Raw genomic sequence first — 13,792 nt, 5'->3', positions numbered from 1 at the left:
GCGAGCCTGCTCGCGAAGGCGTCAGAGCACTCAACATTCAACTGACTGACCCACCGCTTTCGCGAGCAGGCTCGCTCCCACAGGGATCTCCCACATTGGTTTGCGCTGTTAGAATGCGCGGCTTATCTCGCCATACCGCAGCGCACGCCATGACCCAGAACTCCGCCTCCTCCCCCGCTCACGTCGCCATCATCGGCGGCGGCCCCGCCGGCCTGATGGCCGCTGAAGTGCTGAGCCAGGCCGGAATCCGCGTCGATCTGTACGACGGCATGCCCTCGGTGGGCCGCAAATTCCTGCTGGCTGGCGTTGGCGGGATGAACATCACCCACTCCGAAGCATACCCGGCGTTTCTCTCGCGCTACGCCGAACGTGCGTCGCAGATCGCCCCGTTGCTCCGCGGCTTCGATGCCGATGCGCTGTGCACATGGATTCACGACCTGGGTATTGAAACCTTCGTCGGCAGCTCCGGCCGCGTATTCCCTACCGACATGAAAGCCGCGCCGCTACTTCGCGCTTGGCTCAAGCGCCTGCGCGACAGCGGCGTCGTTATCCACACCCGCCATCGCTGGCTCGGTTGGGATGAACACGGCGCGCTGCGCATCGACACCCCCGATGGCGAAATATCCATCAAACCCGACGCCACCCTGCTCGCCCTCGGCGGCGGCAGTTGGTCGCGGCTCGGTTCGGACGGCGCATGGATGCTACCGCTGGAACAGCGCGGTGTAGGACTTGCGCCGTTACAACCAAGTAATTGCGGCTTCGAGGTGCAGGCCTGGAGCGAATTGATGGTCAGCAAATTCGCCGGCGCACCGCTGAAAAATATCGCCATCGGTTTGAACGACGACATTCCGCGCTTGGGCGAATGCGTAATCACCGCCACCGGAATTGAAGGCAGCCTGATTTACGCGCTGTCGGCGCCGATTCGTGAGGCGATCAACCAATATGGTGCGGCGGTTATCCACATCGATCTGCTGCCCGGCCGACCCGTGGATAAATTGCAGACCGCGTTGAGCAAGCCGCGCGGCTCGCGTTCGATGGCCAAGCATCTGCACAGTCAGGTCGGGATTGACGGGGTGAAAGCGGCGTTGCTGCGTGAATTGACTGACGCGGCGACCTTCGCCGATCCAGCGCTAATGGCGCGGGCGATCAAGGCGTTGCCGCTGACATTGGTGAAAACCCGTCCATTGGACGAAGCGATCAGCAGTGCCGGTGGCGTGACGTTCGAGGCGATGGACGAGCGCTTGATGCTCAAGGCGTTGCCGGGGGTGTTCTGCGCGGGCGAGATGCTCGATTGGGAAGCGCCGACGGGGGGGTATTTGCTGACGGGGTGTTTTGCCAGCGGGCGGGCGGCGGGGCTGGGCGTGCTCCAGTGGCTTAAAAGCAGCGCCTGGTTTTGAGCCACAAGCTGCAAGCTAAAGCACAGCGCTTTTAACTTGCAGCTTGCAACTATCCACTCGAAGCTGCTTTTACGGCTTACGCTTACGCGGCCCAGTGTTAAACACCGGCACCTTGCGCACAGGCTTGACCGAAGGCTCCGGCGCCTGCGTCTCACCGCTGTCGACCCACTTGCCGAGGTTGCGCTTGCCACCACCGCCCGAAGCTTTCGGCTTCTTCGGTTTCTTCGGCTTCTTGATCACCTGACCACTCGCATCGGTGTCCGGCACGCGGTGTTCAGGTTCGAAGTCAGGCTCGTTCTGACGCTTCAAGGTCTGGCGCGTCAGCATTTCGATCGCCGACAACATGTTCACTTCATCCGCGCACACCAGCGAGATCGCCTCACCCGTCGCGCCCGCACGACCGGTACGACCGATGCGGTGGATGTAGTCTTCAGCCACAATCGGCAAATCGAAGTTGATCACCAGCGGCAAATCTTCGATATCCAGCCCCCGGGCGGCAACGTCGGTCGCGACCAGAATCTGCACTTCACTCAATTTGAAACGATCCAGCGCACGCTGGCGGGTCGCCTGCGGTTTGTCGCCGTGGATACCGTCGGCATTCACACCGAGGCCCTGAAGTTTTTCCACCAGCGCATCGACGCCATTGCGGGTCTTGGCGAACACCAGCACCTGCTTCCACTTGTTCTTGCGCATCAGGTGCACGAACAGTTCGGCCTTGCGCTTCTTGTCGACGGTGACGATCCACTGCTTGACCGTATTGGCAGCGACGTTGCGCGGGCTGACTTCAACGGTCAGCGGATCGTCGAGCATCTGCCCGGCGAGCAAGCGGATGTCGTCGGAGAAGGTCGCGGAGAACAGCAGCGTCTGACGTTTCTTCGGCAATGCGCGATAGATGTTCGACAGTTCTTCAGAGAAGCCCAGATCCAACATGCGATCGGCTTCGTCGAGCACCAGGGTTTGCAGCTGGTTGAATTTCAGCGCCTTCTGACGGAACAGGTCGAGCAAACGACCCGGGGTCGCCACCAACAGATCAACACCGCCGCGCAGCTTCATCATTTGCGGGTTGATGCTGACGCCGCCGTACACCGCGTAAGTGCGCAGCGGCAGGTTTTCGGCGTACTGGCGCACGGCTTCGTGAACCTGTTCAGCCAGTTCGCGGGTCGGCACCAGAATCAGGGCGCGCACCGAGTTGGCGGCGACTTTCGGCCCTTCCATGGCCAGCAACTGCAGGAGCGGCAAGGCGAAACCAGCGGTTTTGCCAGTGCCGGTCTGGGCCGCTGCCATCAGGTCACGACCGGCCAGCACGGCCGGAATGGCTTGCGCCTGAACCGGCGTCGGGGTCTGGTAGCCGAGCTTCTCGAGGGAGCGCAGCAAGGGTTCGATCAGGCCAAGGGTGGCGAAAGTCATGGAAGTACCGTAGGAAAAAATAACGCAGGCATGCAATGCCGCGCAGTTTACCCTAATTCGTACGCGTTTCTGCGCGAACGGCTGTCGGCGCCACGACTGGCGGCTTTGCCGGACGACGCCACTGCGGCAAGCCAATCAACACCACCGCGCTGATGATCACCAGCATCGCCAGCGCTTCTTCGATGCCGATGGTCTCGCCGACAAACACGATCCCGAGCAACACCGCCACCGCCGGGTTGACGTAGGCATAACTGGTCGCCGCCGCCGGACGCACGTGCTTGAGCAGGTACATATAAGAGTTGAAGGCGATGATCGAGCCGAAGAAGATCAGGTACGCCAACGCCAGCCAGCCTTCCATCGGCGGCACGGCTTGCAGGCGTTCGCCACTGACGGCGCTACCGATCAGCAGCACCACACCGCCGACCAGCATCTCTACCGCACTGGCCATCGCGCCCTGCGGCAACGGCAAATGTCTGCTCCAGACCGAACCGAACGCCCAGGTCGCCGCCGCAAAAATCAGCAGCGCCGCGCCCAGTGGACTCGATTGCAGGTTGGAACCCATGTTGAGCATGGCGATGCCGATAATCCCCAACGCCACACCCGCCCATTCCAGACGCGTGTTACGCGCGCCCCAGAAATAACCAAACAGCAAAGTAAACAACGGCACCGTCGCCACCGCCAATGCCGCCACCCCCGAAGCCACACCGGTGTGCTCGGCCACACTCACCGCGCCATTACCGAAACTGAGCAGCAAAATCCCGATGATCCCCGCCGCTTTCCACTGCGCCCACGTCGGCGCCGGCGCCCCGCGCCAGCGCAGGAACGCGTACATCAAAATGCCCGCGATCACGAAGCGCACACCACCGAGCATCAGCGGCGGCCAGTATTCAACGCCGAGGCGAATCACCAGGTAGGTCGAACCCCAAATCACATACAGCGCAAAAAACGCGGCAATCAGCGGTAGGGAAAAACGGCGCAGGGCAGGCATGGGCAGCTCGACTGTCAGAGTCTTGGGATTGGATATTCTAGAAAGCCTGGCGGGCAAAAATAAGTTACAAAACCCGTTAATCGCGCCGGTACACTTTTGAGAAATCAGCACTGAACAAATGTGGGAGCCAGCCCTGCTGGCGATGGCGGTGAGTCAGTTGCTCGTTCCCACGCTCGGCGTGGTAACGCAGCCCGGGACGCTCCGCGTCCCATCCAAAGCCGAACGCGGAGCGTCCGTTGAGGCATTCCCACGCAGAGCATGGGAACGATCGGTCTGTGGGGAATCAGCGATAACGCTGCAAATGCTCGCTAACTTTCGCGGCAGGGACTTTCTGCAGTTTGCACAGCAGGTCATGGGACAGTTCACGCACGCCATGCTTGCCGCGCAGCTCTTGAGCCAGATGCGCCATCAGGTTGGCCGCCATTTCCGCATCCGCCATCGCTCGGTGAGCCTGGCCGGTGTGCGGCAGGCGGGCGAAGGTGGTGAGGGTGCCGAGTTTGTGGTTCGGCGCCGCCGGCATCAACCGCCGTGCCAGCAGCAACGAGCAGGCAAAGTTCTGCAACCGCGTACGCTTGATCCGGCCCAGCTCAAAGTCCCAGAACTTTTGGTCGAACGAGGCGTTGTGCGCGAGCAGCGGCGTGCAGCCGACAAACTCGTTGACCTCGTTCATCACCTGCTCGGCCGGCGGCGCGGTACGGAGCATGGCGTTGCTGATGCCGGTCAGTTGTTCGATGAACGCGGGAACGCGGACGCCGGCGTTCATCAGGCTCTGGTAGCGCTCGACGATGCGACCGTTTTCCAGCATGACCACGGCGATTTCCGTGGCGCGACAGCTGCTGTTCGGCGAGAGGCCAGTGGTTTCAAAGTCGATGACTGCAATGCGTTCCAAACCGGGTTCAACTCCGTTCAAATCAATTCTTGAGCAACAGCGCGCCTTCGATCGGCACGTAACGGCTGGCGGCGCGGATCAGCGAATTGGCGGTCAGGCCCGGCACGCCATAGGCGACCGCTTGCACGCCGTGTTTGCTGATGATGCGTTCGAGCAGCATGTCGAAATCGCCGTCACCGGAGGCCAGGACGATTTCGTCGACGTGGTCGGCGGCGTCCATGATGTCGAGGGTGATGCCCACGTCCCAGTCGCCCTTGGCCGAGCCGTCGCTGCGCTGGATATAGGGCTTGAGCTTCACGGTGAAGCCGAGGTTGCGCAGGATCTGCTGGAACTGCTGCTGCTTGCTGTCGCCGCGGTCGATCGCATAGGCATAGGCTTCGACGATCTGCCCGTCCTTGCTGATGTCCGCCCACAGTGCGGCGTAGTTGAAGTGACAACCATAAGCCTGACGCACGGTGTAGTAGAGGTTCTGCACGTCGGCGAACACTGCGATTTTTTTCACCGGAGTTCCTGTGGGCGCGCGAGCGCTCGAAGCGGGATCAGGCGCGTGGCCCAAAAAAGACGCTCAGTATGCCAGCCAACAGGAGGGTTCCGCGAATAATCGGTCCGGAGCCTTCAGGGGCTCCGGACGAATGGTGAGTCAGACGAAGGAATCGTCGTCATCGAAGAACGATGAGTTGTCATCGCTGTAGTCGGTGTCGGCAAAACCACTCTGATCATTGACAGCGTAGCCATTGTCCGCCACACGCTGGTCATCGCCCCAACCGTTGTTGCTCTGGTCGGCGACCTGCGCCGGTTCTTCCTTGATGACCTCGACGATTTCTTCCGGCTGCTGGTTGTGATGGAACAGGCTGCTGATGCCCTGCGCCAGCATCACACCACCGGCCACACCCGCGGCGGTTTTCAGGGCGCCGCCGAGGAAGCTGCTGCCGGCCGCCGGAGCCGCTTGTTGCGCATAGTTAGGAGGCGTTGCGCCGAAATTCTGTTGCGCAGGCGGTGCGCCAAAGTTCTGCTGCGGCGCCGGTTCGCGCCAGCCGCCCGTCAACGAAGGCGCAGCACTTTGGGTCGGCGCCGGGCGCGGACTGCCACCGAAAATACTCGAGAGGAAACCGCCACCACCGCTCGGCGCCGGTGCGGCACTCTGGGCCTTGGCCGACTGTAGCTCAGCCTGCAAGCGCTGGACTTGCTGGGTCAGTTGCTTGTTCTGCTCATCGAGGCTCTTGAGCGCAGCCTCTTGCACCAGAATCGACTGGGTCATGAAATAACCTGCCGCCGGTTGGCGTGTCAGGTGTTCCTTGATCCGCGCCTCGGCCTGGGCGTCGCGCGGGGCTGCCTCCGTTTCGGCCTGTTGCAGCCGGGAAAACAGTCCATCGATCAGGGTTTGCTCTTCGCTGTTCATGGCGACCTCGTAGATTGCCGGGGATAACGTTGCCCTCGCCCACGTTGGTCGAGGTGCTCTCCTGTAATGGAGACAGCGACAGGATGTTTCAACGACCTTTACCGAATGTTTACGTTTGTGTCGCCGCGCACCGCATCGGTTAAAGTGAGCCACTGTTTTCAACCTGCGATACCGACTGATGAATGCCTTCGAAGTACTGCGCGACTCTTTGTATTTTTTCAAACGCCATTTGGTCAGCATCGTGCAGCTGTGCCTGCCGTTGGTGATCTTCGAAGCGCTGCTGCTGCAACTGGTCGATCACAACACCGACGACCGTTTTTCCTCGGTCAGCGTGGTCGTCGGCCTGCTGGTCTATCCGCTGTACACCGCCGCACTGATCCTGTTTCTCGACGCCCGCACCCGTGGCGAATCTCCACGCACACTTGACCTGTTGGCGATGTCGGCACGCTTGTGGCCGCGTTTTGCTCTGCTCACGGCACTCAATACCCTGCTGATCCTGCTCGGTTTGTCGTTGTACTTCCTGCCGGGTCTGATGCTGATGGTGATGCTCGCGTTCGGCGAATACCTGCTGGTGCTGCGCGGCCTCGGCCCGTTGCAGGCGATGAAGGAAAGTCTGCGCCTGACCCGTGGGCATTTCTGGCGGATCCTGCTGTGCATTCTCTGCGTGATGACGCCGTTGTGGTTGCTCAAGGGCGCGACGCTGGCGGTGTATCCGGAGCCGCAGAATCCGGTGCTCGCTGTGCTGATCGACAGCGCGCACAGCTTCCTGCAACTGTTCACCAGCGTGGTGCTGTTTCGCCTGTTCATGTTGATCAGCGAATCGCCTGACAAACGTGACGGAGTGGTCTGACACGGCAGCGCTTGGGCTTCGCGACTACCGTCAGGTATGCTCGGGGCCACTTTCTGTAACGCCATAAGCCGAGCCATGCCCCGTCTACTGCGCTACACCCTGTCGCTTGTTGTACTCGCCATCGCCGTGATCGGTGCGCTGATCTTCAGCCTCACCTGGCGCCCCGACGCCCGCGAGACCTTGCCCGTCAGTTGCAGCGCAAATCCGCCGACACTGGTGCCGGGGCAAGCGCTGAAAGTCATGACCTGGAACGTGCAGTTTCTCGCCGGCAAGCGCTATGTGTTCTGGAATGACCTGGCCCAGGGCAACGATGAAGCGCCGACGCAGGAAGACATGGCCTTCAGCCTCGACGAAGTGGCGCGGGTGATTCGCGACGAGCAACCCGATCTGGTGCTGTTGCAGGAGCTCGATGACGGCGCCAAGGCCAGCGATTATCAGGATCAGCTCAAGCTGTTGCAGGAACGGGTTTCGGATCTTTATCCGTGCAGCGCCAGCGCGTTTGACTGGAAAGCCGATTTCGTCCCCGAGCCACATATCTTCGGTAGCGTCGGCCGACAACTGGCAACCCTCAGCCGCTACCGCATCGAACACGCCGAACGCCTGCAATTGCCGGTCGCCCCGAGCAACTTCATCAGCCGCCAGTTCCAGCCCAAGGACGCGTTGCTGGCGGCCAAACTGCCGCTCAGCGATGGCGGGCAACTGACCGTATTCAATACGCATCTGGAGCGCGCAAGCCAGCCGGATGACACCTTGCAGTCGCAATTGAACGCCGTTACCAAGGTGCTCGACAAGTATGAAAGCCAGGGTTTGCCGTGGGTGATCGGCGGCGACTTCAATCTGCTGCCGCTCGGACAATACCGGCGCCTACCCGCCGAGCAGCGCACGCCCTACTCCGCCGACAGCGAACTGCATCTGCTGTGGGACAAGTACCCGATGATCCCGACCAACAACGAGGCCAGCGGCATCGACCGCGCGCAATGGCTGACCCACTACCCCAACGATCCCGGCCTCAATGGCCCGGATCGCACGGTCGACTACCTGTTCTACAGCCCGAAAATCAAACGGGTTGAAGCGCTGGTGCGGCAGGACGATACATTGCGGATTTCCGATCACTTGCCGGTGATTGCGCGCTTCCTGCTGCCCGCCACCCCGTAGATTCCAACGGCACACCACCGCTCCCATAATGGGCAAGTGTTTTGACAGTTGAATCAATGCACCTCTTCCAGATCATCATGCAGCAGCCCAAAGATCTGCCGTTTCATGTCGATAAACGAGCGCTCCATCACCATGTCCAATGAGCGCGGGCGTTCAATCGGCACGTCGAGAATCTGTTTGATCCGCCCCGGCTTGGCGCCCATTACATAGACCCGATCACCGAGCAGAATCGCCTCGTCGATATCATGGGTGACGAACAGCACGGTCTTCTTGCTGTTGCCCCACACCCGCAGCAACAGTTGCTGCATCTGCAGCCGCGTCTGGCTGTCCAGCGCGCCGAACGGTTCGTCCATCAACAGAATCTGCGGGTCATTGGCCAGTGCGCGGGCAATCGCCACGCGCTGCATCATCCCGCCTGACAGCTGCTTGGCGTAGTTGTCGGCGAACCCGGCGAGACCGACTTCGTTGACGTAGTAATCAACAATCTCCTTGCGCCGCGCCGCCGGCATGCCGCGACGTTTCAAACCGAACTCGACGTTCTGCCGCACCGTCAGCCACGGGAACAGCGTGTAACTCTGAAAGACCATGCCGCGATCGGCGCCCGGCCCCTGCACCTGTTGGCCGCCGACGTAGATCTCACCGGAAGTCGGCTCAGCCAGACCGGCAGTCAGGTACAACAGACTCGACTTACCGCAACCCGATGGCCCGACCAGCACCGCAAACTGCTGGTCCGGCACTTCGAACGAGACCTCTTCCAGTGCGGTAAACGTGCCGCCGTCGGGCTTCTTGTACCGCAGGCTGACCTTGTCCACCTGCAAGCGCGGCGCCGCTTGCGCAGGCGCGGCAACCGGTTCGATAAAACGATGATTGGCAGCAGTCACTGAGCCCATGCGGCAACCCTCAGACGAAGAAAACGGAACAGTTGATCGGTGACCAGACCGAGCAGGCCGATGATCGCGATAGCGAGGAAAATCACGTCGACCTGAAAACCGCGCATGGCCTTCAGGCTCAGGTAACCCAAACCGCTGGAAGCGGCGACCAGTTCAGCCACCACCAAGTACGTCCACGCCCAGCCCATGGTCACCCGCAAGGTGTCGAGCACACCGGGAACCGAAGCGGGCGCGATCACATGCAACACCGCATCACGACGGCTGGAACCCAGGGTGTAGGAAGCGTTGATCAGATCCTTGGAAATGCCTTTCGACACGTCGGCAATCATCACCAATTGCTGGAAGAACACGCCGAAGATAATCACCGACACCCGCTGTTCCAGACCGATGCCGATCCACAAAATAAACAGCGGCACGAACGAGGTTACCGGCAGGTAACGAATGAAGTTCACCAGCGGTTCAAGAAATGCCTGGACGATGCGGAAGCTGCCCATGAGCAACCCCAACGGCACCGCCACCAGCGACGAGACGATGAAGCCGACCATCACCACTTCAACACTCGCCCACACATGCGTGCCGAGCGTACCGTCGCGGCTCAGGCGGACGGCGGCTTCAAGCACCGCGCCGGGTGTCGGCAGGAACATCCCCGGGACGATGCCGCCATAGGAAAGCCCCGCCCAGAGGCTGACCAACAACACCCAGGCCAGCGCGCTGGCACTCCACACCACTGGCACCGGCAACGCGGTTTTCGGCGTGAGGCTGCGGCTCAGCCACGAATTGCGCTTGAACATGGCAAACCTCCTAGCGCGGGCTGACGAAACGGTTGTCGACCAGATCGTCGTTGCTGACGTTGTAAGGTTTGCCCTGCAATTCGCTGGCGGTTTCGTTGGCCAGTTTGATCAGCGGCGCGCTGTCGCCCGGTTTGCCCGGTGAGCCGAGAAGTTTTTCGCTCATCGCTTGATCGTAGAAGCGCACGCCTTGCGCCGCGGCAGCCAGTTCCTTTGGATCGGAGAGATAACCGCCGACGCCTTTGGCCATGATTTTGTAAGCGTCTTCCGGATGATCCTTGGTGTATTGCACGGCTTTGTACAAACCAGCGACCAGTGCCTTGACGTCTTCCGGTTGCTTCTCGATCACGCTGCAATTGAGCGCCACCACATCGACGATCACGCCGGGGGTGCTGCTGCTGTCGATCAGCACTTTGCCTTGTTGCTTGTCGCGGACCATCGACAGATGCGGTTCCCAGGTCACAGCGGCGGGCACGCGGCCGGCAATGAACGCGGTGGCAGCATCGTCAGCGGTCATGTTCTGCACGGTGATGTCGCTCATGCTCATGCCGTTCTTTTTCAGCAGGTACGAGAGCCAGAACTGCGAGGTCGAACCTTCGTTGACCGCCACGGATTTGCCCTTGAGTTCCTGCAGGCTCTTCACGTCTTTGCCGACCAGCACGCCGTCGCCGCCATGGCTGTCATCGAGCGCCGCGACCGCTTTGAAACAGAACTGCGGACGGTACTTGAGCACTTCATCGATGGTCGACGCCGAGCCGGACAATTGCCCGGACGCCTGCGCGGCCATGTACATCGACGCTTCTTCAACCACCGGCAATTCGACGGTCAGGCCGTTTTCCTTGAAGTAGCCCAGCTCCTGCGCCAGATAAAGCGTGCCGTAGCCGACCCACGTGGTGTGGCCGATGGACAGGGTGCCGGCCTGGGCGCTGGTCGCGACCGTGGCGGCAAGAGCGGTGATTGCCAGAGGGTGAGTGAGACGGAGACACAAGGACTTGATCATGGAGCACTCCCGACGCTGTTGATTTAGTTTTGTCATGGGCAGTACGGTCGCCGGCCGTTGTGCAGTTGCTGCCGTTGGTCTCTCGCGGACGCTTGGGCGGACAACATTCGGCTGGCGGGCAAGATCGATGGTGGCCCATGTGCGCGGTGAGGAAAATCAGGAAATTGTTGGCTGCAAATGATGAAAAAACTGGGTAGTGCGCACTGCTTTAGGGCGGGGATTGCGGGGGTGCGCAAGGTGGGTGCATGTCTGGAGAAATGCTTTGAACGGGCGAACGCATTCGCGAGCAGGCTCGCTCCCACAGGGATCTTCAGTGCTGCGTAGATCCAGTGTGGGAGCGAGCTTGCTCGCGAATGGGGCGACTCGGTGTCAGCGCAACTGAAACCAGGTGGTTTTCAGTTGGGTGTACTTGTCGAAGGAATGCAGCGACAGATCGCGGCCAAAACCTGATTGCTTGCCACCGCCAAACGGCACCGTCACATCCAGTGCATCAACGGTATTCACCGACACCGTACCCGCCCGCAACTGCCGCGCCACGCGGTGTGCGCGGTTGAGGTCATCGGTCCACAGCGAGGCCGCCAGACCGTAGACACTGTCATTGGCCAAGCGCAGCGCCTCTTCCTCGTTGTCGAACGGCGTCACCGCCAACACCGGCCCGAATACCTCTTCGCGAAACAGCGGCATGTCCGCGGTTACACCGGTAAAAATCGTCGGCTCAATAAAGTTGTCCGAGCCATTGAAGCGCCGCCGCTGCCCACCACAAACCCGCGTCGCTCCCGACTGCTCGGCGCTGCGAATAAAGCGCATGATGCTCGCCGTCTGCTTGTCATCGACAATCGCGCCAGCGCTGCTCTGCGGATCCAGCGGATCCCCCGGCAACCAGCGTTCAGCCTGCGCCCGCAACCGTTCGACAAACTCATCATGAATCGAACGCTCCACCAACAACCGCGAGTTGGCCGAGCAGACTTCGCCCTGATTGAAGAAGATCCCGAACGCGGCTTTTTCCGCTGCCAGATCGAGATCCTGGCAATCGGCGAACACCAGATTGGCGCTCTTGCCGCCGCACTCCAGCCACACCTGCTTGAGGTTCGACTGCGCGGAATATTCCATGAAATATTTGCCGACCTGGGTCGAGCCGGTGAACACCAGACAATCGACATCCGCGTGCAATCCCAACGCCTTGCCGGCCTGCTCGCCAAGCCCCGGCAACACGTTCAGCGCACCCGGCGGCAGCCCTGCTTCCAGCGCCAGCTCGGCCAGACGCAATGCTGAAAACGGTGATTGCTCGGCCGGTTTGAGGATCACCGAATTACCCGCCGCCAAGGCTGGCGCAAGCTTCCAAGCGGCCATGTCCAACGGGAAATTCCACGGCACTACCGCCGCGACCACACCGAGCGCTTCACGGGTAATCGTAGCCAGTACATTCGGCGCACTCGGCGCGACCTGATCGTAGAGCTTGTCGATGGCTTCGGCGTACCAACGGAACACCCCGGCGGCGCCGGGCACGTCGATGTTGTAGGCATCCAGCACCGGTTTGCCCATGTTCAGCGAGTCGAGCAGGGCCAGTTCTTCGCGATGCGTCATCAGCAAATCCGCCAGACGCAGCAGCACTTGTTTGCGCTCGGCGGGCGGACGTTGCGACCAAGTGCCCGCTTCAAACACTTGCCGCGCATTGCGCACAGCCGCGTCGACATCTTCCTCGCCACAAGCAGCGACATTCGCCAGGCATTGCCCGGTCGCCGGGTTGATCGCGGCGAAGGTCTGCCCCGATTGCGCGGCGCAATGCTTGCCGTCGATCACGGCTTGATCGGGAAATTTCAATGCAACGGCGCGGCGCTGCCACTCTGCAAGCTCGAACACGACGGAGGCTCCTGAGACGTTATTGTGCCTCGATGGTCGCTCAGGCCCGCCGGGGCTAAAAATAGTAAAAATGTCATCGCAGGCAATAAAAACACTGGGCAATGACTTCACCCAATCGCTGCGCAGGTGGCTATGGTTGAAGGATAAAACATCGTCGTGCAATGGACGTGGCGGCGCACAAATTGCTTGGAAGTCGAGTCCGCTCGTCCTGAGGTTTGCCGTGGCCGCCTACAATTTGCGTCAGTTGAAATACTTCATTACCACCGTCGAATGCGGCAGCGTTGCCGAAGCCTCGCGCAAGCTGTACATCGCGCAGCCGGCGATCTCCACCGCGATCAAAGGCCTGGAAGACAGCTTCGGCGTGCAACTGCTGATCCGTCATCACGCCCAAGGCGTGTCGCTGACGCCCAGCGGTGCGCGGTTCTTTCGCAAGTCTCAAGAATTGCTGCGCATGGCCAAGGAGTTCGAGCAGAACGCCCTCGCCGACAACGACGTGGTTGCTGGGCAAATCGATATTGGCTGTTTCGAAACGGTTGCGCCGTTGTATTTGCCGCAGTTGATCGCTGGGTTTTCGGCGCTGTATCCGGGCGTGAAAATCCGCATCCGTGACGGCGAGCAGCAGGAGCTGGTGCAAGGCCTGACGTCAGGCACGTTTGACCTGGTCATCCTCTATGAACACGAACTCGACGCGACCATCCAGACCGAACCACTGATGCCCGCGCAACGGCCGTACGCGCTGTTGCCGGCGGATCATCGCTTTGCCCAGTACAAGCAGGTTTCGCTGCGCGATCTGTGTCTGGATCCGATGATCCTGCTCGACGTGCAACCGAGCCGAACCTACTTCGTCAGCCTGTTTGAAGAGCTGGGGCTGACCCCGCGTATCGAGTTCAGCTCGCCATCGATCGAGATGGTCCGCGGCATGGTCGGCCAGGGTTTCGGCTTCTCGATTCTGGTGACCAAGCCGCATTCGGAATGCACCTACGACGGCAAAAAAGTCGTGTGCGTGGATATCGTCGAGGACGTCACCGGTTCAGGTTTGGTGGCGGCGTGGCTCAAGCGCGGGCAGTTGACCAAACCGGCGCAGTTGTTCGCCGATTATTGCCGCGAACAATTAACCGCGAAGACCCACCACTAAAAATTGGATCATGCCGCAAAAACCTGTGGGAGCT

The 13,792-nt window shown here is 60.8% G+C and carries 13 protein-coding genes; 4 read left to right on the top strand and 9 right to left on the bottom strand.

Going from position 1 to position 13,792, the window contains the following annotated elements; genetic code table 11:
• Window positions 1-149: 149 nt before the first annotated feature.
• Window positions 150-1,397 (top strand): TIGR03862 family flavoprotein, encoded by a 1,248-nt coding sequence (locus ACQ4OE_RS17965; RefSeq protein ID WP_430947429.1) that lies wholly within the window; start codon window positions 150-152, stop codon window positions 1,395-1,397.
• Window positions 1,398-1,466: 69 nt separating this feature from the next.
• Here the strand turns inward: ACQ4OE_RS17965 and ACQ4OE_RS17960 are convergent, their stop codons facing one another.
• From ACQ4OE_RS17960 to ACQ4OE_RS17940, 5 genes are all read right to left on the bottom strand, one after another.
• A complete protein-coding gene (locus ACQ4OE_RS17960; protein ID WP_007909704.1) occupies window positions 1,467-2,804 on the bottom strand; it encodes a DEAD/DEAH box helicase in 1,338 nt (445 codons plus the stop codon).
• A 52-nt stretch (window positions 2,805-2,856) separates the two neighbouring features.
• The gene (gene yedA, locus ACQ4OE_RS17955) at window positions 2,857-3,792 is read right to left on the bottom strand and encodes a drug/metabolite exporter YedA (RefSeq protein ID WP_430947428.1); all 936 of its coding nucleotides are present in this window, start codon (window positions 3,790-3,792) and stop codon (window positions 2,857-2,859) included.
• 283 nt (window positions 3,793-4,075) lie between these two features.
• A complete protein-coding gene (locus ACQ4OE_RS17950; protein ID WP_430947427.1) occupies window positions 4,076-4,681 on the bottom strand; it encodes a 3'-5' exonuclease in 606 nt (201 codons plus the stop codon).
• 22 nt (window positions 4,682-4,703) lie between these two features.
• Window positions 4,704-5,183: an NYN domain-containing protein gene (locus ACQ4OE_RS17945; RefSeq protein WP_007949802.1), complete on the bottom strand. Its 480-nt coding sequence runs from the start codon at window positions 5,181-5,183 to the stop codon at window positions 4,704-4,706.
• A gap of 138 nt (window positions 5,184-5,321) precedes the next feature.
• Window positions 5,322-6,080: a DUF2076 domain-containing protein gene (locus ACQ4OE_RS17940; protein ID WP_430947426.1), complete on the bottom strand. Its 759-nt coding sequence runs from the start codon at window positions 6,078-6,080 to the stop codon at window positions 5,322-5,324.
• A 178-nt stretch (window positions 6,081-6,258) separates the two neighbouring features.
• Here ACQ4OE_RS17940 and ACQ4OE_RS17935 point away from each other — a divergent pair, with 178 nt between their 5' ends.
• The gene (locus ACQ4OE_RS17935) at window positions 6,259-6,930 is read left to right on the top strand and encodes a YciC family protein (RefSeq protein WP_430947425.1); all 672 of its coding nucleotides are present in this window, start codon (window positions 6,259-6,261) and stop codon (window positions 6,928-6,930) included.
• Between the two features lie 75 nt (window positions 6,931-7,005).
• Window positions 7,006-8,085, top strand: coding sequence for an endonuclease/exonuclease/phosphatase family protein (locus ACQ4OE_RS17930; RefSeq protein WP_430947424.1), 1,080 nt, complete (start codon window positions 7,006-7,008; stop codon window positions 8,083-8,085).
• A gap of 53 nt (window positions 8,086-8,138) precedes the next feature.
• Here ACQ4OE_RS17930 and ACQ4OE_RS17925 read toward each other — a convergent pair whose 3' ends face one another.
• The 4 genes from ACQ4OE_RS17925 to ACQ4OE_RS17910 all read right to left on the bottom strand — a co-directional run bounded on the left by ACQ4OE_RS17925 (window position 8,139) and on the right by ACQ4OE_RS17910 (window position 12,623).
• On the bottom strand, window positions 8,139-8,975 hold the full coding sequence (locus ACQ4OE_RS17925) for an ABC transporter ATP-binding protein (protein WP_401391814.1): 837 nt from the start codon (window positions 8,973-8,975) through the stop codon (window positions 8,139-8,141).
• A complete protein-coding gene (locus ACQ4OE_RS17920) occupies window positions 8,963-9,766 on the bottom strand; it encodes an ABC transporter permease (protein WP_122592722.1) in 804 nt (267 codons plus the stop codon). The genes ACQ4OE_RS17925 and ACQ4OE_RS17920 overlap by 13 nt, the downstream gene beginning before the upstream one ends.
• A 10-nt stretch (window positions 9,767-9,776) precedes the next feature.
• Entirely contained in the window at window positions 9,777-10,763 is a 987-nt protein-coding gene (locus tag ACQ4OE_RS17915; RefSeq protein ID WP_430947423.1) for an ABC transporter substrate-binding protein, read from the bottom strand.
• A 369-nt stretch (window positions 10,764-11,132) separates the two neighbouring features.
• Window positions 11,133-12,623, bottom strand: a complete 1,491-nt coding sequence (locus ACQ4OE_RS17910) for an aldehyde dehydrogenase (protein ID WP_430947422.1) — start codon at window positions 12,621-12,623, stop codon at window positions 11,133-11,135.
• Between the two features lie 220 nt (window positions 12,624-12,843).
• Between ACQ4OE_RS17910 and ACQ4OE_RS17905 the strand changes: the two genes are divergently transcribed.
• Window positions 12,844-13,758, top strand: a complete 915-nt coding sequence (locus ACQ4OE_RS17905) for a LysR family transcriptional regulator (RefSeq protein WP_430947421.1) — start codon at window positions 12,844-12,846, stop codon at window positions 13,756-13,758.
• Window positions 13,759-13,792 lie beyond the last annotated feature (34 nt).

Source organism: Pseudomonas sp. WC2 (genome assembly GCF_050586545.1).
Taxonomy (GTDB): Bacteria; Pseudomonadota; Gammaproteobacteria; order Pseudomonadales; family Pseudomonadaceae; genus Aquipseudomonas.
The sequence above is the reverse complement of the archived record's forward strand: the minus strand, read 5'-3'. Positions and strand labels throughout refer to the sequence as shown.

Coding starts and splice junctions, on each gene's coding strand:
- ACQ4OE_RS17965 (WP_430947429.1), top strand. CDS start 150: ATGACCCAGAACTCCGCCTCCTCCCCCGCTCACGTCGCCATCATCGGC.
- ACQ4OE_RS17960 (WP_007909704.1), bottom strand. CDS start 2,804: ATGACTTTCGCCACCCTTGGCCTGATCGAACCCTTGCTGCGCTCCCTC.
- yedA (WP_430947428.1), bottom strand. CDS start 3,792: ATGCCTGCCCTGCGCCGTTTTTCCCTACCGCTGATTGCCGCGTTTTTT.
- ACQ4OE_RS17940 (WP_430947426.1), bottom strand. CDS start 6,080: ATGAACAGCGAAGAGCAAACCCTGATCGATGGACTGTTTTCCCGGCTG.
- ACQ4OE_RS17935 (WP_430947425.1), top strand. CDS start 6,259: ATGAATGCCTTCGAAGTACTGCGCGACTCTTTGTATTTTTTCAAACGC.
- ACQ4OE_RS17930 (WP_430947424.1), top strand. CDS start 7,006: ATGCCCCGTCTACTGCGCTACACCCTGTCGCTTGTTGTACTCGCCATC.
- ACQ4OE_RS17925 (WP_401391814.1), bottom strand. CDS start 8,975: ATGGGCTCAGTGACTGCTGCCAATCATCGTTTTATCGAACCGGTTGCC.
- ACQ4OE_RS17920 (WP_122592722.1), bottom strand. CDS start 9,766: ATGTTCAAGCGCAATTCGTGGCTGAGCCGCAGCCTCACGCCGAAAACC.
- ACQ4OE_RS17915 (WP_430947423.1), bottom strand. CDS start 10,763: ATGATCAAGTCCTTGTGTCTCCGTCTCACTCACCCTCTGGCAATCACC.